26 protein-coding genes and 2 pseudogenes are annotated in these 26,209 nt (G+C 51.6%); 9 read left to right on the forward strand and 19 right to left on the reverse strand.

Annotated elements, in window-relative coordinates; all coding sequences use genetic code 11:
• Positions 1–5 precede the first annotated feature (5 nt).
• The 3 genes from efeO to putP form a co-directional block, all read right to left on the reverse strand.
• Positions 6–1,133 (reverse strand): iron uptake system protein EfeO, encoded by a 1,128-nt coding sequence (gene efeO / locus HV037_RS15440; protein WP_016152589.1) that lies wholly within the window; start codon positions 1,131–1,133, stop codon positions 6–8.
• 58 nt (positions 1,134–1,191) lie between these two features.
• Positions 1,192–2,025, reverse strand: a complete 834-nt coding sequence (efeU, locus tag HV037_RS15445; RefSeq protein ID WP_016156168.1) for an iron uptake transporter permease EfeU — start codon at positions 2,023–2,025, stop codon at positions 1,192–1,194.
• Between the two features lie 232 nt (positions 2,026–2,257).
• Positions 2,258–3,748, reverse strand: coding sequence for a sodium/proline symporter PutP (gene putP / locus HV037_RS15450; protein WP_103283701.1), 1,491 nt, complete (start codon positions 3,746–3,748; stop codon positions 2,258–2,260).
• Positions 3,749–4,170: 422 nt separating this feature from the next.
• On the opposite strand from putP, the gene putA reads away from it, so the two are divergent.
• Positions 4,171–8,133, forward strand: coding sequence for a trifunctional transcriptional regulator/proline dehydrogenase/L-glutamate gamma-semialdehyde dehydrogenase (putA, locus tag HV037_RS15455; protein WP_103283700.1), 3,963 nt, complete (start codon positions 4,171–4,173; stop codon positions 8,131–8,133).
• 58 nt (positions 8,134–8,191) lie between these two features.
• Complete coding sequence (locus HV037_RS15460; RefSeq protein ID WP_053389922.1) at positions 8,192–8,587, forward strand: lysozyme inhibitor LprI family protein; 396 nt, start codon at positions 8,192–8,194, stop codon at positions 8,585–8,587.
• On the opposite strand, the gene rutR is transcribed toward HV037_RS15460, so the two are convergent.
• The 3 genes from rutR to HV037_RS15475 form a co-directional block, all read right to left on the reverse strand.
• On the reverse strand, positions 8,584–9,222 hold the full coding sequence (gene rutR, locus HV037_RS15465; RefSeq protein WP_103283699.1) for an HTH-type transcriptional regulator RutR: 639 nt from the start codon (positions 9,220–9,222) through the stop codon (positions 8,584–8,586). The genes HV037_RS15460 and rutR overlap by 4 nt on opposite strands.
• Positions 9,223–9,280: 58 nt before the next feature.
• Positions 9,281–10,195, reverse strand: coding sequence for a DMT family transporter (locus HV037_RS15470; protein ID WP_016156164.1), 915 nt, complete (start codon positions 10,193–10,195; stop codon positions 9,281–9,283).
• Between the two features lie 165 nt (positions 10,196–10,360).
• Positions 10,361–10,534 carry a general stress protein gene (locus tag HV037_RS15475; protein ID WP_003036022.1) on the reverse strand — a complete coding sequence of 58 codons (174 nt, stop codon included), beginning with the start codon at positions 10,532–10,534 and terminating at the stop codon, positions 10,361–10,363.
• Positions 10,535–10,920: 386 nt separating this feature from the next.
• Between HV037_RS15475 and wrbA the strand changes: the two genes are divergently transcribed.
• Positions 10,921–11,517: an NAD(P)H:quinone oxidoreductase gene (gene wrbA, locus HV037_RS15480; RefSeq protein ID WP_003832057.1), complete on the forward strand. Its 597-nt coding sequence runs from the start codon at positions 10,921–10,923 to the stop codon at positions 11,515–11,517.
• 20 nt (positions 11,518–11,537) lie between these two features.
• Positions 11,538–11,765, forward strand: a complete 228-nt coding sequence (locus tag HV037_RS15485) for a YccJ family protein (protein ID WP_016152581.1) — start codon at positions 11,538–11,540, stop codon at positions 11,763–11,765.
• A gap of 38 nt (positions 11,766–11,803) precedes the next feature.
• Here HV037_RS15485 and agp read toward each other — a convergent pair whose 3' ends face one another.
• From agp to HV037_RS15525, 8 genes are all read right to left on the reverse strand, one after another.
• Positions 11,804–13,045 (reverse strand): bifunctional glucose-1-phosphatase/inositol phosphatase, encoded by a 1,242-nt coding sequence (gene agp / locus HV037_RS15490; RefSeq protein ID WP_016156163.1) that lies wholly within the window; start codon positions 13,043–13,045, stop codon positions 11,804–11,806.
• Between the two features lie 87 nt (positions 13,046–13,132).
• The gene (locus HV037_RS15495; protein ID WP_103283698.1) at positions 13,133–13,840 is read right to left on the reverse strand and encodes a winged helix-turn-helix domain-containing protein; all 708 of its coding nucleotides are present in this window, start codon (positions 13,838–13,840) and stop codon (positions 13,133–13,135) included.
• A gap of 69 nt (positions 13,841–13,909) precedes the next feature.
• Positions 13,910–14,665 carry a sulfite exporter TauE/SafE family protein gene (locus HV037_RS15500; protein ID WP_049271386.1) on the reverse strand — a complete coding sequence of 252 codons (756 nt, stop codon included), beginning with the start codon at positions 14,663–14,665 and terminating at the stop codon, positions 13,910–13,912.
• A gap of 134 nt (positions 14,666–14,799) precedes the next feature.
• Positions 14,800–15,306: a protein disulfide oxidoreductase gene (locus tag HV037_RS15505; RefSeq protein WP_016152577.1), complete on the reverse strand. Its 507-nt coding sequence runs from the start codon at positions 15,304–15,306 to the stop codon at positions 14,800–14,802.
• Positions 15,296–15,919 (reverse strand): DsbA family protein, encoded by a 624-nt coding sequence (locus HV037_RS15510; protein WP_046274457.1) that lies wholly within the window; start codon positions 15,917–15,919, stop codon positions 15,296–15,298. The genes HV037_RS15505 and HV037_RS15510 overlap by 11 nt, the downstream gene beginning before the upstream one ends.
• On the reverse strand, positions 15,916–17,796 hold the full coding sequence (locus HV037_RS15515; RefSeq protein WP_103283697.1) for a protein-disulfide reductase DsbD domain-containing protein: 1,881 nt from the start codon (positions 17,794–17,796) through the stop codon (positions 15,916–15,918). Before HV037_RS15515 ends, HV037_RS15510 begins: the two co-directional genes overlap by 4 nt.
• Before the next feature lie 48 nt (positions 17,797–17,844).
• Positions 17,845–18,207 carry a hypothetical protein gene (locus tag HV037_RS15520; RefSeq protein ID WP_016152574.1) on the reverse strand — a complete coding sequence of 121 codons (363 nt, stop codon included), beginning with the start codon at positions 18,205–18,207 and terminating at the stop codon, positions 17,845–17,847.
• A gap of 70 nt (positions 18,208–18,277) precedes the next feature.
• Positions 18,278–18,682, reverse strand: coding sequence for a VOC family protein (locus HV037_RS15525; protein WP_016156158.1), 405 nt, complete (start codon positions 18,680–18,682; stop codon positions 18,278–18,280).
• Positions 18,683–19,079: 397 nt separating this feature from the next.
• Between HV037_RS15525 and dsbA the strand changes: the two are divergent.
• The 5 genes and pseudogenes from dsbA to HV037_RS24645 all read left to right on the forward strand — a co-directional run bounded on the left by dsbA (position 19,080) and on the right by HV037_RS24645 (position 21,931).
• Positions 19,080–19,703: pseudogene (gene dsbA, locus HV037_RS15530) on the forward strand (thiol:disulfide interchange protein DsbA).
• A gap of 206 nt (positions 19,704–19,909) precedes the next feature.
• The gene (cbpA, locus tag HV037_RS15535) at positions 19,910–20,830 is read left to right on the forward strand and encodes a curved DNA-binding protein (RefSeq protein ID WP_103283696.1); all 921 of its coding nucleotides are present in this window, start codon (positions 19,910–19,912) and stop codon (positions 20,828–20,830) included.
• Entirely contained in the window at positions 20,830–21,123 is a 294-nt protein-coding gene (gene cbpM, locus HV037_RS15540; protein WP_103283695.1) for a chaperone modulator CbpM, read from the forward strand. The genes cbpA and cbpM overlap by 1 nt, the downstream gene beginning before the upstream one ends.
• 205 nt (positions 21,124–21,328) lie before the next feature.
• Positions 21,329–21,745: a Crp/Fnr family transcriptional regulator gene (locus HV037_RS24640; protein ID WP_233896710.1), complete on the forward strand. Its 417-nt coding sequence runs from the start codon at positions 21,329–21,331 to the stop codon at positions 21,743–21,745.
• A gap of 6 nt (positions 21,746–21,751) precedes the next feature.
• Positions 21,752–21,931 carry a hypothetical protein gene (locus tag HV037_RS24645; RefSeq protein ID WP_233896709.1) on the forward strand — a complete coding sequence of 60 codons (180 nt, stop codon included), beginning with the start codon at positions 21,752–21,754 and terminating at the stop codon, positions 21,929–21,931.
• Between the two features lie 47 nt (positions 21,932–21,978).
• On the opposite strand, the gene HV037_RS15550 is transcribed toward HV037_RS24645, so the two are convergent.
• The 5 genes and pseudogenes from HV037_RS15550 to HV037_RS15565 all read right to left on the reverse strand — a co-directional run bounded on the left by HV037_RS15550 (position 21,979) and on the right by HV037_RS15565 (position 25,934).
• Positions 21,979–22,815: an outer membrane protein OmpK gene (locus HV037_RS15550; protein ID WP_103283694.1), complete on the reverse strand. Its 837-nt coding sequence runs from the start codon at positions 22,813–22,815 to the stop codon at positions 21,979–21,981.
• Between the two features lie 95 nt (positions 22,816–22,910).
• On the reverse strand, positions 22,911–23,939 hold the full coding sequence (locus HV037_RS15555) for an MFS transporter (RefSeq protein ID WP_103283693.1): 1,029 nt from the start codon (positions 23,937–23,939) through the stop codon (positions 22,911–22,913).
• A 38-nt stretch (positions 23,940–23,977) separates the two neighbouring features.
• Positions 23,978–24,685, reverse strand: a complete 708-nt coding sequence (gene deoD, locus HV037_RS15560; protein WP_047414218.1) for a purine-nucleoside phosphorylase — start codon at positions 24,683–24,685, stop codon at positions 23,978–23,980.
• 184 nt (positions 24,686–24,869) lie between these two features.
• Positions 24,870–24,977: pseudogene (locus HV037_RS24650) on the reverse strand (hypothetical protein); the annotation flags it as partial.
• 147 nt (positions 24,978–25,124) lie between these two features.
• Entirely contained in the window at positions 25,125–25,934 is an 810-nt protein-coding gene (locus HV037_RS15565; protein ID WP_032931140.1) for a CatB-related O-acetyltransferase, read from the reverse strand.
• Between the last annotated feature and the right edge of the window lie 275 nt (positions 25,935–26,209).

Here is a 26,209-nt window from a genome sequence, read left to right on the forward strand (position 1 = left end):
TTTGCTTAATCCAGACCCAGAACACCGCGTAATTGCGACAAGTCTTCCGCCAGCGTCGTGATAGGCCCTTTCAGCGCATTGCGATCGGCGTCGGTCAGTTTGTCATAGGTTTCAAAACCGTCTTTGGTACGGTACTTGCTCAGAATGGTATCGACTTTTTTGAAGTTCGCATCCACCTTCGCCAACAGCTCAGCATTGGATTTTTGTAACTGAGGGCGCAGGAGATCGACGATTTTCTGCGCGCCATCGATATTGGCCTGGAAATCCCACAGATCGGTATGGCTGTAGCGATCCTCTTCTCCGCTGATTTTGCTGGCAGCGACTTCTTCAATCAGTCCTGCTGCCCCGCCAACCACTTTTGACGGTGGGAAGGCCAGCTCGCTAATACGCGTTTGCAGGTCAAGAACATCGCTGTTTAATTGGTCGGCATACTTGTCCATACCTTTGGTGGTGTTGTCGCCGAACAACGCTTTCTCCAGACGGTGGAAGCCGGTGAATTTAGGATCGGCGGCTTTTTGCTCATAATCATCTTCACGTGCATCGATGCTGCCGTCGAGATCGGAGAACAGTTCAGCAATCGGTTCAATACGCTCATAATGCTGACGAGTTGGCGCATACAGCGATTTCGCTTTTTCCAGATCGCCAGCTTTAATCGCATCGGTGAATGCTTTGGTGCCCGCAACCAGTTGTGCAGTTTCGGCTGTCACATAGGCTTTGTATTCAGTAATCGCGCCACTTAGGCTCAGCAGAGCATCGCCCTGCGCGGCATCCGCCGTTGCGCTACCTTTTACAATTAGTTTGCCTTTCGGGTTGGTCAACAGACCGCAGGTCATATCATATTCACCTGGCTGCAGGTTAGCTGTCATTTTCTGGCTAAAGCCCGGCGCAATGTTTTCACGTTCTTCAACCACCATAACCCCTTTAAGGATCTCCCACTCCAGCGCTTTCTGGCTGTGGTTCTGGATGATGAACTGCGTTTTCCCAGCGTTAACCGTGATCGTCATCGGCTCACACTGTTTGTCGTTAACCGTGACTTTCACCTGCGGAATATCGGCGGCTTGTGCAGAAAAAGCGGAGGCAAACAGCGCGGCAATACCCAACTGCAGCGCACTACGGCGAAAATTAAACGTCATAACCTATCCCTATAAATAAGTATGTTGTAACTAATGAGTATTCTGCATCGCGTTTTTATCAGGGTGCGGTACGCGATGCCGTAGTGCCTGAACGCGGCGGCAGTGCAAACATAATCAATGCCGGAATCAGGTAGATAAACCAAACGGCGACTTCACTGACGCTCGGCGCTTCCTGATAGCCGAAAATACCTTCCATCAATGTGCCAAACAGCGAATGCGTTGAAAGCACGCTGCTCATGTCAAACGCCACATCCTGAAAATGATTCCATAACCCGGCTTCGTGGAACGCGCGGATGGCCCCAGCGGCAAGACCAGCGGCCACCAGCAAAATGAACAGGCTGGTCCATTTGAAGAATGCCCCGAGGTTGAGGCGAATGCCGCCGAGGTAAATCAAGTAACCCAGTACCACCGCGGTGGCCAGCCCCAGCATCGCACCTAACGGTGGCCAAATGCCTACATCCTGCTGGAATGCCGCCAGCAGGAAGAACACCGATTCCAGGCCTTCACGGGCAACGGCAAAAAAGACCATCATCACCAGCGCCCAGCCGTGATGATTGCCGCGTTGCAACGCGTTATCGACAGCCTGTTCAAGCTGGACTTTGACGTTGCGCGAAACTTTACGCATCCAGAACACCATCCAGGTGAGGATCACCACGGCAATGACCGCCACGATACCTTCAAACAGCTCCTGTTCCTTTTGCGGAAATTCACCGGTGGTTTCATTGATGAAAACGCCTAACGCCAGGCATAACGCCGCCGCCAGCAGAACACCAATCCACATCACACCAATCCATCGACCACGCTGAGTCCGTTTCAGGTAGCTGGCAATCAGGCTGACTATCAGCGCGGCCTCTAACCCTTCGCGCAACATAATAAGAAATGGAACAAACATGCGAAGAACCCTTAAACGTTATTCTCAGTCAATTGATGAAAAGAAAAGTAAATTACAGTGATAGTGATTATCATTACAGTAAAGAAAAACTCAAGCAGAATGTTTTGAGAATGATGACTTAATGTAAACAGTTAGGCGGGTAACGATTAGGGCGGTTTTGCAGCGGGGACAAATAAAAAAGCCCGCACGCGGCGGGCTTAAGGAGCGAGGCGGATTACTCTGCCTGTAAACGTTATGGCGGAGCTGTGTGATAATGCGCATCAGCCTCGGCAAAACGTTGCTGCATAGCGGCTGAAGGCGCTTTACCCAACAGGCTGAAGACCACAATACCGATGCTGCCGAAAATAAAGCCCGGGATGATTTCATACAGACCCAACCAGGCAAACTGCTTCCAGACGATTACCGTCACCGCACCGATGAGCATCCCGGCCAGCGCGCCGTTACGCGTCATACGCGACCACATTACGGAGAACAGAACCACCGGACCAAACGCCGCGCCAAAGCCGGCCCAGGCGTAGCTTACCAGACCAAGCACACGGTTCTCCGGGTTCGCCGCCAGCGCGATAGACACCAGCGCTACAACCAGCACCATGATGCGACCAATCCATACCAGCTCTTTCTGGCTGGCATTTTTACGCAGGAACGCTTTATACAAGTCTTCGGTAATTGCGCTGGAACACACCAGCAGCTGGCAGCTCAGAGTCGACATCACCGCTGCGAGGATAGCAGACAGCAGAATACCGGCAATCCACGGGTTGAACAGGATTTGCGCCAGTTCAATAAACACGCGTTCGGCGTTCTGGTTAACGGCACCGGCAAGCTTTGGGTTGTTGTTAAAGTAAGCGATACCAAAGAAGCCAACGGCGACTGCACCTGCCAGACACAGGATCATCCAGGTCATACTGATGCGGCGAGCATGAACAATGCTATGGTGAGAATCAGCCGCCATAAAGCGCGCCAGAATATGCGGCTGCCCGAAGTAGCCCAGACCCCAGCCCATCAGGGAAATAATGGCAACAAAATTCAGCCCTTTGAACATGTCCACGTTCTCAATGCTCTTTTGTTTAATCACTTCCAGCGAATCGTCAAACCCACCCACGCCAATGACTACCATCACCGGCGTCAGGATCAGGGCGAAGATCATCAGGCTGGCCTGGACGGTATCGGTCCAGCTTACCGCCAGGAAACCACCGATAAAGGTATAAATAATCGTCGCGGCCGCCCCTGCCCACAGCGCTGTTTCGTAACTCATGCCAAAGGTGCTTTCAAACAGACGCGCCCCTGCCACAATACCGGAAGCACAGTAGATGGTGAAAAACAGCAGAATAACCAGCGCGGAGATAATACGCAGAATACGGCTTTTATCTTCAAAGCGACCGGTAAAGTAATCCGGTAACGTCAGCGCATTGTTATTGTATTCGGTATGCACGCGTAAACGTCCGGCCACCAGTTTCCAGTTGATCCACGCACCCAAAATAAGGCCAATAGCGATCCAGCTTTCTGAAATCCCCGACAGGAAAATCGCGCCAGGCAGGCCCATCAGCAACCAGCCGCTCATGTCAGATGCCCCGGCGGATAACGCGGTCACGAATGGACCCAGACTGCGTCCACCCAGAATGTAATCGTCAAAGTTTTTGGTTGAACGCCATGCAATAAACCCTATCAATATCATGCCGAAAATATAGACACAGAATGTCACTAACATCGGTGTGCTAATAGCCATCAAAACTCTCCAAAATTATGTATCAGCAATGCCGTGGCTTGCCGTTTTATTACCCTGCCGGAACGTGGCAAAGATATCTATGTTTACCAGGGCGACCGTATCCTGCCGGAAGCGATGGTCATTCACAATCGATTTAACACACCATTTACATCAAATTTAATCCAGAGTAGATAGCATTTTTCTGTAGGTTGCACTCTCTCACACTTTTTTCGGTTGCACCTTTTAAAAGTGTTAACTACCGCAGAGAAAAAGATTCGGCAACTTTTATAGCCCCCGTCAAAACACTCACATTTATTAACATTTCATTCATTTCCAAGCTTGCAAACCAAGTCACATTTAACACGGTTGCACAAAGTTGCAACATAGTGGATATTTCTCGGTAACTATCAGACCCGTATTTCAGTACAACAGGAGTAAACGGCATGGGAACCACCACGATGGGGGTTAAGCTGGATGACGCCACTCGCGAGCGTATTAAAACAGCAGCATCACGAATCGATCGCACGCCACATTGGCTGATCAAACAAGCCATTTTTAATTATCTCGAAAGACTGGAAAATGACGACGCGCTTCCTGAACTACCGGCCCTGCTGGCGGGTGCTGCGAATGAGGGCGATGAGTCGACCACGCTGCAAAATGAAGCGCATCAGCCTTTCCTGGAATTTGCTGAACAGATCCTGCCGCAGTCAGTTTCCCGCGCGGCAATCACCGCTGCTTACCGCCGCGCCGAAACTGACGCCGTACCTATGCTGATGGAGCAGGCTCGTCTGCCGCAGCCCATCGCCGAGCAGGCGCATAAGCTGGCATACGATCTGGCAGACAAACTGCGTAACCAGAAGACCGCCAGCGGCCGCGCCGGGATGGTACAAGGTTTATTGCAGGAATTCTCCCTTTCTTCACAGGAAGGCGTCGCGCTGATGTGTCTGGCCGAAGCCTTGCTGCGTATTCCAGATAAAGCGACCCGCGATGCGTTAATCCGCGACAAGATCAGCAACGGTAACTGGCAGTCGCACATTGGCCGCAGCCCGTCTCTGTTCGTCAACGCGGCGACCTGGGGGCTGTTGTTTACCGGTCGTCTGGTTTCAACGCATAACGAAACCAGCCTCTCACGCTCACTCAACCGTATTATCGGCAAGAGCGGTGAGCCGCTAGTGCGTAAAGGCGTCGACATGGCCATGCGCTTGATGGGCGAGCAGTTTGTCACCGGGGAGACCATCGCTGAAGCGCTGGCTAACGCGCGTAAACTGGAAGAAAAAGGCTTCCGTTACTCCTATGACATGCTGGGCGAAGCGGCCCTGACCGCCGCCGATGCACAGGCTTATATGGTTTCATACCAGCAGGCGATCCACGCCATTGGTAAGGCCTCTAACGGGCGCGGTATCTATGAAGGGCCAGGCATTTCTATCAAGCTGTCGGCACTGCATCCGCGTTACAGCCGTGCGCAGTACGATCGCGTGATGGATGAACTCTATCCTCGTCTGAAATCGCTTACTCTGCTGGCACGTCAGTACGACATCGGCATTAATATCGACGCCGAAGAGGCTGACCGACTGGAGATCTCCCTCGATCTGCTGGAAAAACTGTGCTTTGAACCCGAACTGGCAGGCTGGAACGGGATCGGTTTTGTTATCCAGGCCTACCAGAAGCGCTGCCCGTATGTTATCGACTATCTGATTGACCTCGCCACGCGCAGCCGCCGCCGCCTGATGATCCGTCTGGTTAAGGGCGCCTACTGGGATAGCGAAATTAAACGTGCCCAGATGGACGGTCTGGAAGGTTATCCGGTCTACACCCGTAAGGTGTACACCGACGTTTCTTACCTGGCCTGTGCGAAAAAACTGCTTGCCGTACCGAATCTGATCTACCCGCAGTTCGCCACCCACAACGCCCATACGCTGGCGGCGATTTATCAGTTAGCCGGTCAAAACTACTATCCGGGTCAGTACGAGTTCCAGTGCCTGCACGGCATGGGCGAACCGCTGTATGAGCAGGTCACCGGCAAAGTTGCGGATGGCAAACTGAACCGTCCATGCCGCATTTATGCGCCGGTCGGCACGCACGAAACGCTGCTGGCGTACCTGGTGCGTCGTCTGCTGGAAAACGGCGCCAACACCTCGTTCGTCAACCGCATTGCCGATACGACCCTGCCGCTGGATGAACTGGTTGCCGATCCGGTCGAGGCTGTTGAAAAACTGGCGCAGCAAGAAGGTCAGGCCGGTCTGCCGCATCCGAAGATTGCCCTGCCGCGTGACCTGTACGGTAAAGGCCGCGAAAACTCAGGCGGGCTGGATTTAGCTAACGAACATCGTCTGGCCTCGCTGTCCTCTGCCCTGCTCAACAGCGCGCTACAAAAATGGCACGCTAAACCCATTCTGGAACACCCGGTTGCTGACGGCGAAATGACACCAGTCGTTAACCCGGCCGAGCCGAAAGACATTGTCGGTTACGTGCGTGAGGCGACTCACGCTGAAGTAGAACAGGCGTTACAGAACGCAGCGAATAACGCGCCGATCTGGTTCGCCACACCGCCACAAGAGCGCGCCGCCATTTTGCATCGTTCCGCCGTTCTGATGGAAGGTCAGATGCAGCAGCTGATTGGCATCCTGGTACGCGAAGCGGGTAAAACCTTCAGCAACGCCATTGCGGAAGTGCGCGAAGCGGTAGACTTCCTGCATTATTATGCCGGTCAGGTTCGCGATGATTTCGATAATGAAACCCATCGACCGTTAGGACCGGTGGTTTGTATCAGCCCATGGAACTTCCCGCTGGCCATTTTCACCGGGCAGATTGCCGCCGCGCTGGCGGCGGGTAACAGCGTGCTGGCGAAACCGGCGGAACAAACCCCGTTAATTGCCGCCCAGGGCATCGCTATTTTGCTCGAAGCGGGTGTACCGCCGGGCGTGGTGCAACTGTTGCCTGGTCAGGGTGAAACCGTCGGGGCGCAGCTCACTTCTGATGAGCGCGTACGCGGCGTCATGTTTACCGGCTCAACGGAAGTCGCCACGCTGTTGCAACGCAATATCGCCACCCGCCTTGATGCTCAGGGGCGTCCAATCCCGCTTATCGCTGAAACCGGTGGGATGAACGCAATGATTGTCGACTCCTCCGCGTTGACGGAACAGGTCGTGGTCGACGTTCTGGCTTCTGCGTTTGACAGCGCCGGACAGCGCTGCTCCGCGCTGCGCGTCCTGTGTCTGCAGGACGATGTAGCCGACCATACGCTGAAAATGCTGCGCGGCGCGATGGCGGAATGTCGCATGGGTAATCCAGGTCGCCTGACCACGGATATTGGGCCGGTAATTGATGAAGAAGCCAAAACCAATATTGAGCGCCATATTCAGGCCATGCGCGCCAAAGGACGCCCGGTGTTTCAGGCCGTGCGCGAAAACAGCGACGATGCGCGTGAATGGCAAACCGGTACCTTTATTGCTCCGACGCTGATCGAGCTGGAAAGCTTCGACGAATTACAAAAAGAGGTGTTTGGTCCGGTACTGCACGTCGTGCGCTACACCCGTAACAATCTGGGCAACCTGATTGAGCAAATTAATGCCTCCGGCTACGGCCTGACGCTGGGCGTACACACTCGTATCGATGAAACCATCGCCCATGTCACAGGATCGGCACACGTGGGGAACCTGTACGTTAACCGCAATATGGTCGGTGCCGTTGTCGGCGTGCAGCCATTCGGTGGCGAAGGCTTGTCTGGTACAGGGCCAAAAGCAGGTGGACCGCTGTATCTGTATCGCCTGCTGGCTAACCGCCCGGAAAATGCGTTAGGCATTACGCTTGCCCGTCAGGATGCAGACTACCCGGTCGATGCGCAGCTTAAAGCTGCACTCGTTCAGCCGCTGGAAGCACTCAGCGAATGGGCAACCGATCGACCCTCGCTGCATGCGCTCTGCCAGCAGTTTGGCGAACTGGCGCAGGCCGGTACTCAGCGTCTGCTGCCAGGACCCACTGGCGAGCGCAATACCTGGACGCTGTTGCCGCGTGAACGCGTACTGTGTATCGCCGATGATGAACAGGACGCGCTGGTACAGGTTGCCGCCGTGGCTTCCGTTGGTAGCTTAATCCTGTGGCCAGATGATGCGTTCCATCGTGAACTGGCAAAACGTCTGCCAGCCGCCGTCTCCGGGCGCATTCAGTTTGCCAAAGCGGACAACATCACTACGCAGCCGTTTGATGCCGTTATTTTCCACGGCGATTCTGACCAACTGCGTTCACTGTGCGAAGCGGTAGCTGCCCGCGAAGGGGCGATTGTATCAGTCCAGGGCTTTGCCCGTGGCGAAAGCAATATTCTGCTGGAGAGGCTGTACATTGAACGCTCCCTGAGCGTCAATACCGCCGCTGCCGGGGGGAACGCCAGCCTGATGACAATCGGCTAAGGTTGTGGTTAATTAAGGCTCCGGTAACGGGGCCTTTTTTATGGAGCCAGAGGGAAGCATGAAACGAATCGTACTGACATGTGCAACGCTGCTGTTGAGCGGCCAGGCGCTGGCGGATGACTGCGCCAACGCGAACACTCAGATTGAGATGAACACCTGTGCGGCAGAGCAGTTTAAGGCGGCCGACACCAAACTTAATGACACTTATCAGAATGCGCTTAAGCGCGCCGCCCCAACCCAGCGCGATTTACTGAAAAAAGCGCAAATCTCATGGATAACCCTGCGCGATGCGGACTGCGCGTTAATCAGTTCCGGCACCGAAGGCGGTAGCGTCCAGGCGATGATTTCCAGCCAGTGTCTGACGGATAAAACCAACGAGCGTGAAGCGTTTCTCGCCTCGCTCTTACAGTGCGAAGAGGGCGATTTAAGCTGTCCGTTACCGCCTGCCAGTTAACGCACGCGGATCCCTTCAATAATCATCCGCTGCACGCTCTCCACCGTTTGGTTAAAAAAGGCTTCATCACGCAGCGTTGCGCCCGTTACCGCCTCTACCTGTGGGGCAAAGTCGGCGTAGTGCTGGGTTGAAGCCCAAATCATAAAAATCAGATGATGTGGATCGACCGGAGCCAGTTTCCCACTTTTGATCCAACCGGCAATCAGCGCCGATTTCTCATCAATTAGCGTTTTGAGATCGCCCGTTAATTCAGTCATCAATAAAGGCGCACCTGCCAGCATCTCCATACAAAACAGTCGTGAAGCCTGAGGGTAATCGCGCGACACTTCCAGCTTAAGGCGAATGTATTCTTTAATGGCCACTAGCGGCGCAAAGTCTTCGCGAAAAGCCTTCAACGGAGCCAGCCAGACGTCGAGGATTTGCCGCAAAACGGCAATATAGAGCACCTCTTTTGACGGGTAGTAATAAAGCAGATTCGTTTTTGACACACCCGCCTGCTCAGCGACCTGTTCGAGACGCGTGCCGTGGATCCCATATTGGGAGAAGATATTTAATGCCGCGGTTAATATGGCCTGGCGTTTTGCACTGACGGCCTGCGAGCGCTTACCTGTTTTTTTCTCTGCGCGTTGGACCATGCGCCCTCTCCTTCTTGTGAGGGCGTCAGCATACCAAATCACGCGGTGAATGGTTAAATTAAAGCGACTCCGGCGGCGCCTCTTGCACTCCCCCTTTTTTCTTTTTGAACTTCAGTTCGCTGACCAGCACGCCAACAATAATGAATGCTGCGCCGAGCAAAGCCAGTAGCGGTAAGCGCTCCCCCGCAAGGCGACCAAAGATCCCCGCCCACACCGGCTCACCGGTATAAATGACCGTCGCGCGCGTCGGCGAAACGCTGCGCTGTGCCCAGTTCATGGTGACCTGAATAATCGCACTGAAAATCCCCAATCCCAGCGCCACCACCAGCAATCCCGTAGACATCGGCGGCACGGACTCTCCGGCCGGAGCCATGGCAATAAACGCCACTATCGAAGCGGTTGCCAGTTGTACCACCGTTACCCGCCGCACATCCACTTTTCCCGCCCACGCGCTAATCAGGATAATTTCTGCCGCAATCGCCACCGCGCCGGCGAGTGTGATCCACTCTCCTTCGCCTAAAGCCAGCAAATTGCCTCCCGGTCCGGCGAGAAAAATCAACCCGATAAAGGCCAGCACAATGCCGACACACGGCATCAGGCCGGGCATACGCCCCAGACACAGCCATTGTAAAAGCGGTACCAACGGCACATACATCGCGGTAATAAATGCCGATTTACTGCTGGGAATAAACTGTAGCCCCCAGGTTTGCAGACTATAGCCCAACGCAATTGCGATACCGATCGCAACGCCTGCTTTGACTTCCAGCCACGTCAGTTTATGCAATGTGCGTAGTGACAAAAGCGCGACCGCCAGCGCAGCGGTGGCAAAACGCACGCCGACAAAGAAAAAAGGTCCGCTCAGGGTAACGGCATATTGCACGGCCAAAAACGTGCCACCCCAGAACATAGTGATCACAATGAGGATCGCTTCCTGAGGTTTAACAGAGAAGGAATAACGAGAAAGTAATGACATGAGACACCCGATTAACTGAATGTCGTTAGTCTGCGTTGCGTTTTGTTACAGTTCAACCTTGCAGACAAAAAAAACCGCCGGAAGAAACCGGCGGCGGTGGGTGGCTACGTAACGTCTGACTCTGATCCTCAGCCGTCACGGCATATCTGACAGCTAGCCCGGCAATTACGATTTGTTGTTGCCGTGGCTATTTTTGCCCCCTTTTTTGCCTGCCTCTGAAGCGCGTTGCGGGTCATTCTTAAAGTTGCCCCCGCTGTGCTGGCCACCTTTTCGACCTGCTTCTGATGCTCTTTCGCGATCTTCCGCAAAGTTGCCGGAACCGCCTCGATGGTTTGCCATTACTGACCTCCGTCATTGATTAGACATCATATTGCATAGGTACTGAGGAGTGATACCTCACGCAGCATTACGGGCGATACCCTGAAAATAACTGCGTGGGATTAAGCATAGTGAAGCGTGGCCTGAGCAGCCGCTAACTGTAATATCCTGCAACAGGATTGGCGGTGATAGAGAAATAATCACAGCGAGAAATCAATAAGTCTTTCTTATGACTACCAAATTCCACCCGGTTAAATATGTATCATTTTGCAACAAGAGAAGTTGTTATAAAAATTGTTATAAATCAAAGAAGTGATTGTGAAATTTGCACTCCTGACAGTACGTCATATCTTTAAAGGTAGGTAGCGAGTCGCTACGGACACGGTTAACTTGAGGAGTAGTGTAAAATGGCAAAAGTTCTGGTGCTTTATTATTCCATGTACGGACACATTGAAACTATGGCCCATGCAGTCGCAGAAGGCGCAAATAAGGTTGATGGCGCGGAAGTGATTATTAAGCGCGTACCAGAGACCATGCAGCCGGAGATTTTCCTCAAAGCTGGCGGCAAAACACAAAACGCACCAGTCGCAACCCCGCAAGAACTGGCAGATTACGATGCCATTATTTTTGGTACCCCCACACGCTTTGGCAATATGTCCGGTCAGATGCGCACCTTCCTCGACCAGACTGGCGGGCTGTGGGCTTCAGGCGGCCTGTACGGCAAACTCGCCAGCGTATTCAGCTCGACAGGAACCGGCGGCGGTCAGGAACAAACCATTACATCAACCTGGACTACGCTTGCTCACCATGGGATGGTGATTGTGCCTATCGGTTACGCGGCGCAAGAGCTGTTTGATGTTTCTCAAGTTCGCGGCGGTACCCCTTACGGCGCAACCACCATCGCCGGAGGTGACGGCTCTCGCCAGCCAAGTCAGGAAGAATTATCTATCGCCCGCTATCAGGGTGAATATGTCGCAGGTCTGGCAGTAAAACTCAACGGCTAATCTTCAACAGGAGGATTCGAATGCCAACTCAAGAAGCGAAAGCCCATCGCGTCGGCGAATGGGCAAGTCTGCGCAATACATCGCCGGAAATAGCCGAAGCCATTTTTGAAGTCGCGCATTATGACGAGAAACTGGCGGAAAAAATTTGGGAAGAAGGTAGCGACGAGGTGCTCATCAAAGCCTTTAAGAAAACAGACAAAGATTCGCTCTTTTGGGGTGAACAGACTATCGAACGCAAAAACGTCTAGCGCTCAGACTCCCCCGCGAACACGGGGGAGTTTTTCTTTTACTTAGCCGCCTCATTCAACACGCTGTCGAACTTATCTATCGGGCAAAAGCCATCCGCATCTATCGGACACCCTTTCAGCTCCAGCGTTACGCGCTGCGCCGGGGATTTCAGGGTCAGAACGTCAGCATTACGCAACTGCTGCGAGCTCTGATACACGTACTCGATTTTCATCAGATCACGATTCGCGTTGCTGTCATGCCAGCGCTGGAAGACAATCTTCCCGCCAATCGGCGTACGCTCGTTCTGATCGTGAAGCTGGTACGGTTTGAAATCCAGCGCGGTGAGCAGCGATGCGATGTTTGAGTCATGCCCCACCAGCACGGTTATTTTTGGCGCTTTTACGCGTTCAGTAACCAGCGCATTATCAATATACTTCACCAGCGGTTTGGCGACATTCTGCGCCACTTCCGGGGAGGTGAACAGGCTGTCCTGATAGCCATTTTTCAGCTTCGACAGAACCTTCCACTGTTGATCGGATTTAATCTCGCCCCAGGCGACCTTGTCCATCGGGAAGCCTTCGTAATATTGCAGCGTGAAGGCATCAACCAGCGAATTCCCGACCTTCAGCGGCCCCGAAACCCCAGGCTCCTGCTGGTATTTCGCGCTAAACGTATCTTTGGCATCGGTCAGGGAACACTGCTGTTTTTCTTTGCAGGACGGAGAGTCTTTGTAGTCGGTCATTTGCTCAAGCAACTGATAGCTGTCGTTGAGCTGCATTTGGCTACGCTCTTTCTCCATTGCCTGAACCGCCTGCTGGCTGAAGGCGGCGGAATCATCGGTGATCACCGGGTTAAAGGTGGGATCCATGGTGCCCATTTTTTCCTGATGATGGACCGGGACGTCGCAACCCGGGAAAGCACCGGTGACAAAGAACTGCGCCGTCGCGACCGTACGCTGCAGGCTGTTAGCATAGGTATAGACCGTACCCGGCGCCGGACATTCGCCCGATTTCACCATCCCCTGCTCTGCCAGCCACTCTCGCATATAGTGGCCCATATAGATTTCCAGCACGCCGCCTTTGGTGGTGAGTTGTCCGCCGGGGACATCCCATTCTGGCCATTGTTTGGGGGTGGACTGCTCAAGAACACTGCCATTATTGGCTAAAGGTGCGCGTAAGTTATGCCGACTCATCATCAATACTTGCTGAAGCTGATAGCCTTCCGGCGCGGTCTGCGCCTGCGCGGCGGTTGACATTAATACAGCCCCTGCCACGGCTGCGGCGATTAACGATTTATTCATCCCTACGACCTCTTGTTGTTATCAATCACAACAGAGTGTGACAGAAATATGACATATTTCCCGGAACGCTTTCGCAAAACGAACCATCTACGGTGTCGTTTTAATACCGAACTCGGTTTCTAATTTGCGAATGCCAAGCGGGGTGAAAGTGACGCGGCGACCACTCAGCTCCGTTTTTATCCATCGTTTTTCAATCAGCCAGCGTAGCAGCGATGCGCCAAGCACGCCGCCGGGATGGTAACGTCGTTCACTCCAGTCCAGACAACCGCAGGTTAATTTCCGCCGCGATGCGCTCGCAGCAAGGACAATCCCCATTTGTGCCAGTTTTTCCTGCCCAAGAGAGGTCAGCGTTTCACCATCCGGCGTTAACCACTGACGGGAAACCAGCCTATCGAACAGCCTCACCGCCACCTCGCCAGCGAGATGATCGTAGCAGGTTCGGGCATGTCGTAAGCCTGGCGGCGTCGTGATTTTTCGTGGCGTAGATGTAGCCCACGCCACGCCCATCAGGCGCTCCAGCAGTTCAGCGATATCGGAGCCTGCAAGGCGAAAATAACGATGCCTGCCCTGCGCGAGCGCCACAACAAAACGTTGTTCGCACAGACGCGCCAGATGCGCACTGGCGGTTGACGCTGACACATCCGCCACTGCGCTGAGCTCGGTCGCGGTCCAGGCGCGGCCATCCATCAGGGCGCACAACATTCGCGAGCGCGATTTATCGGCCATCGCCGCCGCGGTGAGCGCCATTCGCGACTCCAGAGCACCCTCTTCCTCACTTAACATCACTGATGCCATAGCGACCTCTTTGACCCTGAATGTCTGAATTAACGATGCCATGAATGCGTTCTAAAGTCACCGCACAGGTCACACCGCACGCAGCATCATCTCGATACCCAACCCGACCAAACAAAACAGAAAACAGCGTTTAAACACGAGCGGAGAAATAACCCGTCGTACACGGGTTCCTAACCACTGACCAATCAGCGCAGGAACAATGGCCAAAGCCGATAAGCTCAACGACTGTACGGGCAGCGCGTTGTGCCACCACAGACCAAGCGCCAAAGCCAATGTCGAAAACGTAAAAGAGATCCCGAGCGCCTGAACCAGCTCATCTTTCTCAAAACCCAATGACTGGATCCAGGGCACGGCGGGCATCACAAATACACCGGTTCCGCCAGTCAATAAGCCAGTAACAAATCCTATGACGAGGGAGTACGGTTTTTCATGCTGCGGAGCCACTGCGATTTTCTTTCCGGCCAGCGTCCAGATAGCGTAAGCCACCAGCGCCACGCCGAGCGCAAACTGGGTACGGGTGGTATCGCCGCCGGTAATCCAGGCGCTGGCAAACAGTGTCGCCACCACCACCGTCAATAACATTGGCCACAGTCGTTTGACTAATTGACGCGTATTTCCGCCACCGCCAAACTGAAACAGATTGCTAATCAGCGAAGGCAACAGCAGCATGGCCGCCGCCGCAACCGGCGAAATAAGCGATCCGAGGATCCCCATAGCCACGGTGGGCAATCCCATACCAGTGACGCCTTTTACCATCCCTGCGAGGACAAACGTGGCGGCAATCATCATCACCAGAGCGGGCCCAAACGCTAACGAACTCGTCATGTTGCACTTTCCTGAAAAAGAGAAGATGACCCATTCTGGACGTTAATCGCGGCGCTCGCTTCGCCAGGCAACGAAATATGTCTTCCCGCTTACGGGTAATAATATAAAAAATGCCGGGTTTCCCCGGCACATTATCAGAACGTTTTGGCCCACCACAGCCGCAGCTTCATGCCCCAGTAGCTGGTCCAGCCGCTGGTTGTTGACACCACCCGACCTTGTGACACTACCACCAGCGTGGGCGTGACGCTAATCGCCCAACTGCGGGAAATTGCCCCGTTCGCATCATTGATGACCGGAAAGTCCACGCCTTTACGCGACAGCCAACGAGACACCTCAGCTTCACTGCCGGAGCGTAACGCAATGGTCATCACGTTTTCCCCTTCCGAACGCAGCCTGGCGACTTCCGGCGTCGTGAAGCGGCAAACGCCGCACCAGCTCGCCCAGAAATAAAGCAGCACCGGCTCGTCTTTGCTGAGCGCCGCCAGCGTGACGGTTTCACCATCCAGCGTTTGCAAAGGCGTGCTGTCAAAAGAGCCAGGGAGCTGCGGCGCGCGCCAGACATCCATCAGCAGCATCGCCCCTGCCAACAGCGCCAGTAAGATCAGCCCTTCGCGCAGCCAGCGGCGCAGTTTACTGAGCATTGGCCGCCGCCAGCTTTTCTTTGACCACTTCCTCAAGGGTTTCCCACGGCACCGCACCGGGAATAAGCTCATCACCAATAATCGTTGCGGGGGTTCCCTGCACGCCCACCAGTCGCGCCAGTTGCAGGTTAGTGCTTAGCGTTTCAGCGCTTTGGGCATCCAGCGTCACCGGACTGGCTCCCGATTTTTCCTGCGCCTGTTTGATACTGACGTCGGTATGGTAACCCTTTTTCTGCATCAGTTTTTCATGTAGCGCCAGAAACTGCTGCGGATGCTCAAGCCAGGTAGTCAGCACGGTCCGCGCCGCCAGTTCCGAACTTTCCCCTTTAAACGGCAGCGGTTTAATCACTACCGCCACGTCAGGATATTTCTGCACAATTTTTTCCAGCATGGGATCCAGTTGCTTGCAGTACGGGCAGTTGTAATCGGTGAAGTTTATCAGGGTCAGTTTCGCCTGCTTAGCGCCAATCCGCGGGCTGTTGGGATCGTTAAACAGGGCCTCCTGGATTAATGCTTCAATTTGCTTTTCCTGTTCCGGTGTAAACGGTGCAGGTTCTTTAGCTACGCTGACGGCAGAAAACAGGGTTAACAGCAGAACAATCATTATTTTCATGGAGTTACTCCTTTGGCGTCGGTCAACGTTTGCAATACCGCATCGCGGGTTAACAACGTTGGTAACGCCTGGCCTTCCGGCAGACCGGGGCCATAAATTTGGTTATACGGCACAGCAACCTGGCCGCGTTTTTTCAGAAATTCGGTGATGGCTTCAGAAGGGAGCGTCCAGTCGCCGCGCAGCGCCACTACATCCGGCTGTTGCAAAGCGGCCTGTACGTCATCTTTATGCAACACGTTGTATTTGTTTACCTTACAAGTGATGCACCAGTCGGCAGTGACGTCAATAAACACACGCTTATGTTGCGCCAGCGCATCCTCAATCGCCTGCTCGCTAAGCGGTTGCCAGTTCACGCTTTCTTTAGCGCTAGCGTGTCCAGCCAGCCCTAAATGCGGGAGCAGCAACGTCGCAAGCCAGATAGCCGAACCCAGCATCATGACACCGAGAAGACGCCGCAAAATATTCATCCAGCGTCCCGGACGCGGCAAACGCAGCGCCAGACCGGGACGCAGAGCCACCAGCAGCCACGGTAAGCTCATCCCCAGACCAAGTGCGATAAACAGTCCCCACAACGTTGGCAGCGAAGCGGTCAATGCCACCGCTACCGCTGTTCCCAGAAACGGGGCGCTGCACGGCGTGGCGAGCAGGGTCGCAAATGCGCCTTGCCAGAAATGTCCCGACAAGCCGTTGCCACCGTGAGTCGCCAGCGTGGTGGTCATCGCCGAAGGCAGGCGGAATTCAAACCACGCGAACAGGCTGGCGCTGAACGTCAGCATCACCACGACCATGACGCCAATGAACCACGGGTTCTGAAACTGGATCCCCCAGCCCAGCGCCTGATTGGTTAAACGTAGCACTGTCATCAATAGCGCCAGGGCCATAAAGGAGGCCAGGATCCCGGCTACCGATGCGAGGAATTGACGGCGGATCTGGCGACGGCTTTTTTCCTCAACCAGCAAAATAGAGCCCAGTTTCATGCCGAGAACCGGTAACACACAGGGCATCAGGTTGAGGATTAAACCGCCCAGCAGCGCCATTAGCACCACCTGCCACAATGGGAGTGAGGCGTTCTCAATAACCGGGGCTTCGCCAATCGCAAGACGACTTTCCTGGGCAACACCGTTATCTGCCAGCACCAGCGTGACCGACTTACCGCGTAAATCCGGCGCGCCCTCCCCCCAACCATCATGAACGGGTACCGTGGCGCGTAACGTCTCACCTGCGACGTGAATTTGCGGCATGCCAAAATCAGCATCATCAACGGCGTCAAGATACAGCCCAGGCGCAGTCCATCCTCCCGCGCGGTGAGCCTCGACGACCAGCTCGCCGGCCCGTGCGCCAGCGCGCAAAGTATCGGTCAGGCCGCTGGCAAGCGGGATCTGCCCCATTGCCTGCGCATAGTCATGCGCAAAAGTCGGGTCCTGGGTCGTGGAGGTCACGGAAAAAGGAAAATCCGTCAACAGGCAAACGTTGCTACAGGTGGATAGCGTCAAAACACCGCTAAGCGTGGCGGGCGATCTGCCGCGCACAACCATCGGGAATGTCACATTATCGTGATAGCCCTGGGTCGTGATATTAGCGACCTCAAAGCGTGCAGGGGTTGGCCAGAACCAGTCGACCGCAGGCATTTCCCCTTGCCAGGCGATAGATGGCGCGACGCCTCCCTCGCCCGGCGAACGCCAGTAGGTTTTCCAGCCGTCCTCCAGTTTAACATCCAGCAACAGACGAGTTTCGCCGCCTGAGGACGTATCAGCGCGTAACCGCACGCTGGCGTGATCGTTATCGGGTGAACGCAGCCAGCCGGGTTCAGCCGCCCAGGCTACGGGCAGCCATAGCAATAACAGACAGAGCAGCGCCTGCCTGAAAACAGTCATCATATATTTTCTCCGTGAATAATTATCTAACAGTCAGCAACGGCTGTTCTGTCATTCACGGAAGACGCAAAATCGCAGATGTACCCTTAGTGTGGGCGGCGAGATGGCTCGCGGTGGGAAAAAAGGCAGACGAAACGCCCGCACTGGCGCCAGCAGCGACAGTAGCAGACACAGCACCAGAATAGCGCCTTCGAACAGTACCGGGGGCGCCGCCAGTAATGACTTCGCGCTCAGTTCACAAGGGGTAACGGACGAGGCCTCATCGGTCTGCGCTTGTGCGCTTACGACAACGCTTGTGGCAACGGTGTCCATCTGCAACGCGTGCAGGCCCGCCATGCGTTGTGCGGTACAAACCATCACCACAACACATGCCAGACAGAGGAACCACCATCCCATCCGTTGACGTTTCGCCATTATACCCTCACTGATTGATGCGAGTTATCTTAACCACTCACCAGGTTTTGGCAACCTTTGCGCTGTAAAGTTATGTCCTGTCATCAGCAGGATATACCGCGATTTCAATCAGATTGAGATCGGGATCTCTGACATAAACCGAGCGAATCGGTCCCATCGCACCGGTTCGTGCAACCGGTCCCTCAACAATATCTACCCCGTGCGTTTGAAACGTGGCTATCACCTCTTCCAGCGCACGCGTGGTGATAAAACACAAATCCAGCGCCCCCGGCGTTGGCGCGTAAGCTTTGGGTTCAAACTCTTTTCCCCGAATGTGGAGGTTAATTTTCTGATTGCCAAAGACGAAGGCTTTCCGCCCTTGCGCGAAGGTTTCCAGCCTCATCCCTAAAAGTTCGACATAAAAACGAACGCATGCCTCTTCATTATTGGAGGTCAATACCAGATGATCCAGGTGGTCAATCATAGCGATATCCATTTTGGTTGCTCATCACTGACACTTACCCTATTCATTCAAACGCTACAAGAAAAAGAAAATCTTACGGCTGCGTTGACAGAACATAGCGCAACGCGTTGCGGCTCACGTTTTATAAATCAAATGATAATTAATCATATTTCCGTTTTTATTTATTACAATATAACATTGCCAAAGTAATTACGAAAATATCACGGAAGTGATCATTCACTATTTACGAAGAGTACCAAAGGATATTCCCATAACAGTACATAAATACTGTCCCGCTACGTATTGATGCGTAAATGAAAGTAAGGGTCAGCGCATTTTTAGGTGATTATCGTATTATAGCCCGACGCAATGAAGATCGTATTCATTCGCAGAAAATTTGTTTATTGAATGTTATTTAGAGTATATGGAAATGAAAAAATATTTATTACCCCTGATTGGGTTACTTTTTACCGTTAGCGCTCAGGCAGCACCATTTACCGACGGCAAAGAGTTTATCTCACTGGAAAAACCCGTCGCTTCAGCCCCGGCAGCGCTGAAGTTTTTCTCATTCTATTGTCCTTCCTGCTATCAGTACGATGAAGTTTTTGAAATCACTGATAACGTGAAAAAAGTTTTGCCTGCTGACGTCAAACTCACCGAATACCACGTCGACTTTTTAGGCCCTCTGGGGCAGGACATGACGCACGCCTGGTCCGTCACCATGCTGTTGAACGTGCAAGATAAAGTTAAACCGTTGCTTTTTGATGCCGTGCAGAAAAAACAAACCATTTAATCGGCGGACGATATACGTAACGTATTTATCAGCGCGGGCGTCAGTGCCAGTGATTATGATGCTGCATGGAATAGTTTTGCCGTAAAATCACTAACCGCCAAACAGCAAGAAATGGCTAAAGCTGTAGATTTAACCGGGGTGCCCGCCATTTTTATCAACGGTAAATATATGATCAATCCGAAAGGACTGAAATCTGATGACCTTAACGCGTTCGTACAAAACTATGCTGATACGGTCCGCTTCCTGATCACTAAATCCTGATGTTTAGCTAATCTCACTATTCGCACCACACAACAGACGCCATAACGTCAAAAAGCGCTGTTGGTGGTGCAATGCCCGCATCGTTTATAGCAATATCCTCCCTTCCCGGTTGGCATTCTCCGTTATCAGGATTACCCTAAACTTAGCGGTGATACCTGTTGTCAGGGTTCACCTTCTGCAAGTGTTGATTTACACGAGAGAACGCTATGGAATTAAAGGATTATTACGCCATTATGGGCGTGAAACCGACAGACGATCTCAAGACAATCAAGACCGCCTATCGTCGACTCGCCCGGAAATATCATCCTGATGTCAGCAAAGAGACTGACGCGGAGGCCCGGTTTAAAGAGGTTGCTGAAGCCTGGGAAGTCCTGAGTGATGAACAGCGACGCGCCGAGTACGACCAGTTGTGGCAGCACCGCAACGACCCACAGTTCAACCGTCAATTCCAACAAGGAGAGAATCAACGCTATAACGCCGAAGATTTAGACGATATCTTCTCCTCCATTTTTGGTCAGCATGCGCAACAGTCTCGCCAGCGTCATGCCAGCCGCGGGCACGATATTGAAATTGAAGTCGCCGTATTCCTCGAAGAAACGCTTACTGAGCATAGCCGCACGATCAGTTACACCCTGCCGGTTTACAATGCGTTCGGCATGGTCGAACGTGAAATTCCTAAAACGTTGAATGTGAAAATTCCGGCTGGCGTCGGTAACGGTCAGCGTATTCGTCTGAAAGGCCAGGGCACCCCCGGTGAAAACGGCGGGCCAAACGGTGATTTGTGGCTGGTGATTCATATCGCGCCACATCCGCTGTTCGATATCGTTAATCAGGATCTGGAAGTGGTCGTTCCCCTGGCGCCGTGGGAAGCCGCGCTGGGCGCGAAAGTAACCGTTCCGACGTTAAAAGAGAGCATCCTGCTGACCATTCCTGCGGGCAGCCAGGCCGGGCAGCGGTTACGCATTAAGGGCAAAGGTCTGGTAAGTAAAAAACATACCGGCGATTTGTATGCGGTGATCAAAATCGTCATGCCGCCGAAACCTGACGACGCCAGCGCCGCCCTGTGGCAGCAGCTGGCGGATGCACAAAAGACCTTTGATCCGCGCAAAGAGTGGGGGAAAGCATAATGGCTAACGTCACCGTCACCTTTACCATTACCGAGTTTTGTCTGTACACCGGTGTGTCAGAAGAAGAGCTACATGAGATTGTCGGCTTAGGGGTGATAGAACCTCATGAAGACGAGACTTTTGACGATCATGCGCTGAACGTCATGCGTCGCGCGGTGCGCCTGCGTCAGGAGCTGGAACTTGACTGGCCGGGAATTGCCGTTGCGCTGACATTGCTGGAAGAGAACGCTCAACTGCGGCAGGAAAACCGCCTGCTGCGCCAGCGATTGTCTCGCTTTATCAGCCATCCTTAGTGTGTCAAGGCCAGCATGGTGCTGGCCCTTTTATTATCCGCAACCCGCTCTTAATGACATTGCGCAGCAGATGGCATACAGTCAGCGATAAGAATTATCTCAAACAATAAGACGTTGAGCCATGCAGCTTAAGCCCCTCACAAAAGGTCGTTTTCACAATATCTAGCAGCAAGATGATGCCTTAATTGAGAAGATATTCCAGGAGTTGCTCTCTGAAACACAGATTATCCAGGAAGATGACTATCTTTACCGCCAGGGACAGGTAGTCGATCGACTAATCATGGTGCAGTCAGGGAGAATTTCTCTGCGTTATAGCGCGGAGAATGGTCGCCGTTTTCAACTGGGTGCAATGGAATGTGATGAGCAACTGTTTGGCGAAATGGAGTTTTTTACCGGGTATCGTTGCCAGCTTGATATCGTAGCCGAAGAACCGCTGACCGTGGCGGTATGCAACTGTGACCGTCTGGAGGAAGCGCTGAACCGGCACCCCAGACTGGCGATATTTTTCGCCAGCGCAATGGCCGTTGATTATCAGGATATGCTGGAAATCTTCCTGCACCGGATGCTCTACCCTATCGTACATAACGTAGCGTATGACCTGTATCGCCAGCATCAGGACTAGCAGCCAATGGATGGTTTTCATAAAAAATACCAGGAAGCTGAGCGATTCGGCACCACCGACCGGGTCTATCGGCGGGCGGTGAAAGCGCTGACGGATGCCGGGCTGGTAACGCGCACGAAGCAAGGACTGGAGATTAAGGATCTGGATGGGCTGCGTAAATTTCTCGGCAATGACATCATTGACTGACACACCAACCCTGGCAAACGGAGCATTGGTGTGTCATTTCAGCGCAATCAGAACTTATAGGTGAGGTTGAAATAGTGACCCAGCCCGGTGGTACGCCCTGCTCCACCGTGGTTTTCCATCAATGCCATGTTGCGGAAATATTTTAAGCCATAACCTACTGCATAATGCTCTGAATGCCAGTAGATGCCGTTATACCATTCAATCGCGTTATTGCTATATAACGGCTGGTTAGCAATCTTGTTCGCGGCGAACTGGTAGTCAAAGTAACCCTGATAGTTCAAATAACTGCCGTTGGCGAACGTATAGAACGGCGTCGACCAGTTGGTCGAGAACATGTAACCATCCCACTTCCCTTCGTTATCTGCACCGTAATTTTCACGTACATAGTGCGCATAAATGTTCATTCCCACCAGACCAAACCACGGCACTTTAACATCCGTGCCGAGACCAACGTAATGCTCAAATAATTCCCGGTCACCAATGTTATTTACCGTTGCGATATAGAATTCGTTAAATGGCCCAACGGATAAATCTTTATTTAAAATGGCGTCCAGGGAAAAACGTGGAGATATCTTGGCAAAGAAGTTATCCCCCCCGTGACGATCGTCCTGCTCGCGATCCAAAATATCAAAGAAATCCACATAACCATACAGATCGATAATCCCGGATCGTGCGCCAAACTCCAGCTCAAGATAGGTGTCATTACGAATACCATAAGGCACTTTCGCATCCACACTTTGCATTAAGTTCATCTGCATCCAGTTAAAATCATTTTTGCGGATGTTGCCATCGGCATAATCAGCCGCAAGTGCTTGCGTACAGCACATCGCAATTACCGCACCCAGAACTGTTTTTTTCATCATTGATTTATTTTTCTTCAGCATTTTCAATTCCTTTGAGCAAGGTTGAGTGTCGCCCCACCAGATAAATGGCGTGACGGCGGGCTATCTAATTAAAGAGGTAAGCGTTATTACTGTGTTTAATTACGTTTGAGTTTTAATGCACCCATCAACATAATAAAGATAATTAAATACAACACCGGTATTGCGTACATAATTTTCTGCAACCCCATAGTTTTTTCCATTAGCGCACTGATCGCCGGACTAAACATGGCGCCAGCACTACCGCTAATTAAAATATAAGAAACGTTCTGGCTACTCGCGCGCTTCACGAAAGAAACCCCGTAGGCAATAAAGGAGTTATACAGCGCTGCGCAGACAAACCCGTAACTATAAGCCAGATAATCAAGCCCGGAGATATTTTCCTTCGTGACAATGATGGTGGTAATAACGCAAGCTAACAAAATAATGCTAAGCAAGAAATAATGTATCTTTACGCGGGAAACAATAACGGTTGAGACTAACGCGCCGACCAGCGCAGCACCCCAGTATTGCGTAATAATATTACCTGCTTCTTCGAAGGGAATACCAAATTTGTTCTTCACAAATAATGGTGCCCAGGTCAGGAAGGTATACAGCGCCAACATACCTAAGAACAAGCCGATGCCTACGCTCAGATAGCTGTAACTCCACGACATATTGTGCGTCAGGGCGAAGGTGGTAATCAGCGGGAAAACTACGCCCGCGACGTTAAAGGTGGCGTCCTGCACCACCAGCATCGTACTTTGAATGCGATCCTGCCAAACCGAAACCACGATCGTTCCCGCCACGCACAGACCAATCCCGCCGCAGAAACCCACCAAGGTCATGGCGACCATCACCGGCCATAAGCCAGGGCTTAAGTGCATTGCCAGAGCGCAGAGGAACACTATCGAATAGATAATGAGCGTCATACGCTTAACGCCGATTTTCTCAATCAGGAAAAAGGCGGCGATGGTCCCGGCTAACGCCCCACCGTTAAGCAATGAAAATATCGAGGCGACGGTATTCACATCGGCACTGTAGCGTACTGCAATCGGTTCAATCAGCATGCCAAACTGACTGGCAAATCCTGCCATAATAAAATTTGCCAGAAAACTAATCAGCGTAAGTGCTATTTTATTCTTCATATAATGCCATCTCTGATTGGTTCATTTAAATGCTGATGCTAAGCCGTAACAGCTGTATTTAGCGCCAGCTCTATCATATTTTTAAAGGTTAACTGCCGTTCTTCCGCCGTTGTTTCTTCTCCTGTCAGGCAATGATCGGATACGGTTAATATAGCCAACGATTCAATATTAAACTGATGAGCTAAAGCGTATAACCCTGCCACTTCCATATCCACACCCAGCACACCAAACTTTTCCAGTGCAGGTATTAAATTTTCGTCAGGATCGTAATAAAGATCGCCACTGAAGACATTGCCGACTTTAACGTCAATACCGGCCTTCTGCGCCAATGCCCACGCCTGCTGCAATAATGAGAAATGGGCAGATGTCGCCATCGCGTAGCCCGCGCTACGTTTTAAATTAGTGACGGAATCCGTTCCGGCGGCGACGGCAAGAATAATATCTCGCATTTTGACATGATGTTGTGTTGCCCCAAGACTGCCAACACGAATAATTCTCTGTACACCGAAGTCATGTACCAGTTCATGAGCATAAAGCGTCATTGACGGAATACCCATGCCATGTCCCATCACCGAAACAGGTTGCCCAAAATAAAGACCGGTATAGCCCAGCATATTGCGTACATTGGTGACTTCGCGGTAATCCATTAGATAATTTTCAGCAATAAACTTAGCGCGAAGCGGATCGCCCGGCATAATAACGGTTGGCGCAAAATCACCCGCTTTAGCATTAATATGTGCAGTCATAACAATTCCTGAATTATGGGTATTGAAGATATGCAGGGATTGTAACCAGAGGTTTGCAGAGGATTGAGGACAAAAGTCCTGCTCAGAGGATCGGCCTCTCATTTCTGAGAGTTAGTGTTGCGGGCAGATAGAAAAGCAGAAAACGGCGTCCCCGCCGCGCAGGCAGGGAAAACGCGCAGGACTATCAGGATTTATCGTTCTGTCTGAACAATAGAGCGGTGTAACGAGTATTCACTTTCCCGCTACGCTTACCATCTGGCCCGAAATAGCGATCGTTTCTACACAGACGCTCGGTGCCAGTCTGGTTAGTCCGGTCGTTGCTGCGTATGCTGACAATGGCAAAACGCTCATCACTAGCAAGATGCTAACTTTTGTCATCGTGTTGTCCTTATCTCATTTTGCTTTCGCCGGATAACAGTCCCAACAATGACCTATTAAACTAAAGAGTTGTAAATATTTCGGTAAGATTAAATTTTTTATATGCTTTTTCTTTTATAGTGCCATTCGATATCAACGTGCTCATTTCAGTGACAAAATTTATAATATCATCACACTTGCTGTTATCGGGTAAATCGGTGTAATTATAGTTCCACCATTTTATTTTTAACAACTGTTCAATAATATCTGACTCAAATCTGTATTTGATAATTTTCGCAGGAACCCCTGCGACAATAGCATATGGAGGCACATCTTTAGTAACAACGGAATTTGCTGCAACAACAGCACCATCACCAATTGAAATACCACCTTTTAAAACGACATCATTGCCAATCCAGACATCATTGCCAATCGTTGTATTTTTAGGCTTTGTAATAAATGGTTTCAATACCCAGTTTTGTCCGAACTCGTTGGCAGCGTATTTATCAAACTCGCCATTATAAGTAAGCATATGAGTTGTAAAACGATTCATAGGATGGTTCCCTCCCATGATTTTTACGTTTGATGCAATACTACAAAATCTTCCGATATTTACATTACCCGGAAAATAACAGGTTGGAAATGAAAACGCACCAACGCTAGAAAAACTTTTTACTGGCATTGTGGAATATTGTTCAGCAATAACATCAGCTTCAATTCTAATTTTGTCACCTTTCGAGAACAGTAACAAATTTCTTTCTTTATAAACTTTCTTACCTCTATGATTCAAAAAGATATCGTTATCCATGCAAAATTCATAGTGCTTCCGAGTCCATCTAAAAACAAAAATTTCATTTGTGTCTTCTGAAAAATTATAGAGTCTGGTTTTCATACTGTTATTGTCTGCTTTTATTTGAAAATGTACGATTAGATTAAAGATACTCTAAACCCTAACCTTAATCAACTATTACAGCATGAAATAATACATATTGTAAATCACCTTGTTGTGACATTTACTCTTACCACTAATAATTTAGTTTCTATAATATTCTGCTTAGAGAATGAATACAGATATGTTTTGAGACGTCGTTTTCAAAAAAAAAATGTCAGATGCTTTTCTATTAGGGCAATCCAGGTAATGAAGAAAAAAATGCAGCCCCAGTTGCA

Origin of the sequence: Citrobacter sp. RHBSTW-00017 (assembly GCF_013797615.1) — a bacterium.
Lineage (GTDB): Bacteria > Pseudomonadota > Gammaproteobacteria > Enterobacterales > Enterobacteriaceae > Citrobacter > Citrobacter braakii.

Bases quoted from the DNA above. Each gene is read 5' to 3' on its own strand.
- wrbA (WP_003832057.1), top strand. From the start codon at position 10,921: ATGGCAAAAGTTCTGGTGCTTTATTATTCCATGTACGGACACATTGAA.
- putP (WP_103283701.1), bottom strand. From the start codon at position 3,748: ATGGCTATTAGCACACCGATGTTAGTGACATTCTGTGTCTATATTTTC.
- agp (WP_016156163.1), bottom strand. From the start codon at position 13,045: ATGAATAAATCGTTAATCGCCGCAGCCGTGGCAGGGGCTGTATTAATG.
- HV037_RS15525 (WP_016156158.1), bottom strand. From the start codon at position 18,682: ATGGATATCGCTATGATTGACCACCTGGATCATCTGGTATTGACCTCC.
- efeO (WP_016152589.1), bottom strand. From the start codon at position 1,133: ATGACGTTTAATTTTCGCCGTAGTGCGCTGCAGTTGGGTATTGCCGCG.
- efeU (WP_016156168.1), bottom strand. From the start codon at position 2,025: ATGTTTGTTCCATTTCTTATTATGTTGCGCGAAGGGTTAGAGGCCGCG.
- HV037_RS15520 (WP_016152574.1), bottom strand. From the start codon at position 18,207: ATGGCGAAACGTCAACGGATGGGATGGTGGTTCCTCTGTCTGGCATGT.
- HV037_RS15505 (WP_016152577.1), bottom strand. From the start codon at position 15,306: ATGCTCAGTAAACTGCGCCGCTGGCTGCGCGAAGGGCTGATCTTACTG.
- HV037_RS15475 (WP_003036022.1), bottom strand. From the start codon at position 10,534: ATGGCAAACCATCGAGGCGGTTCCGGCAACTTTGCGGAAGATCGCGAA.
- HV037_RS24645 (WP_233896709.1), top strand. From the start codon at position 21,752: ATGGATGGTTTTCATAAAAAATACCAGGAAGCTGAGCGATTCGGCACC.
- HV037_RS15510 (WP_046274457.1), bottom strand. From the start codon at position 15,919: ATGAAAATAATGATTGTTCTGCTGTTAACCCTGTTTTCTGCCGTCAGC.
- HV037_RS15460 (WP_053389922.1), top strand. From the start codon at position 8,192: ATGAAACGAATCGTACTGACATGTGCAACGCTGCTGTTGAGCGGCCAG.
- HV037_RS15470 (WP_016156164.1), bottom strand. From the start codon at position 10,195: ATGTCATTACTTTCTCGTTATTCCTTCTCTGTTAAACCTCAGGAAGCG.
- HV037_RS15565 (WP_032931140.1), bottom strand. From the start codon at position 25,934: ATGAAAACCAGACTCTATAATTTTTCAGAAGACACAAATGAAATTTTT.
- HV037_RS15550 (WP_103283694.1), bottom strand. From the start codon at position 22,815: ATGCTGAAGAAAAATAAATCAATGATGAAAAAAACAGTTCTGGGTGCG.
- putA (WP_103283700.1), top strand. From the start codon at position 4,171: ATGGGAACCACCACGATGGGGGTTAAGCTGGATGACGCCACTCGCGAG.
- HV037_RS15555 (WP_103283693.1), bottom strand. From the start codon at position 23,939: ATGAAGAATAAAATAGCACTTACGCTGATTAGTTTTCTGGCAAATTTT.
- HV037_RS15485 (WP_016152581.1), top strand. From the start codon at position 11,538: ATGCCAACTCAAGAAGCGAAAGCCCATCGCGTCGGCGAATGGGCAAGT.
- cbpM (WP_103283695.1), top strand. From the start codon at position 20,830: ATGGCTAACGTCACCGTCACCTTTACCATTACCGAGTTTTGTCTGTAC.
- HV037_RS15515 (WP_103283697.1), bottom strand. From the start codon at position 17,796: ATGATGACTGTTTTCAGGCAGGCGCTGCTCTGTCTGTTATTGCTATGG.
- rutR (WP_103283699.1), bottom strand. From the start codon at position 9,222: ATGGTCCAACGCGCAGAGAAAAAAACAGGTAAGCGCTCGCAGGCCGTC.
- HV037_RS15495 (WP_103283698.1), bottom strand. From the start codon at position 13,840: ATGGCATCAGTGATGTTAAGTGAGGAAGAGGGTGCTCTGGAGTCGCGA.
- deoD (WP_047414218.1), bottom strand. From the start codon at position 24,685: ATGACTGCACATATTAATGCTAAAGCGGGTGATTTTGCGCCAACCGTT.
- cbpA (WP_103283696.1), top strand. From the start codon at position 19,910: ATGGAATTAAAGGATTATTACGCCATTATGGGCGTGAAACCGACAGAC.
- HV037_RS15500 (WP_049271386.1), bottom strand. From the start codon at position 14,665: ATGACGAGTTCGTTAGCGTTTGGGCCCGCTCTGGTGATGATGATTGCC.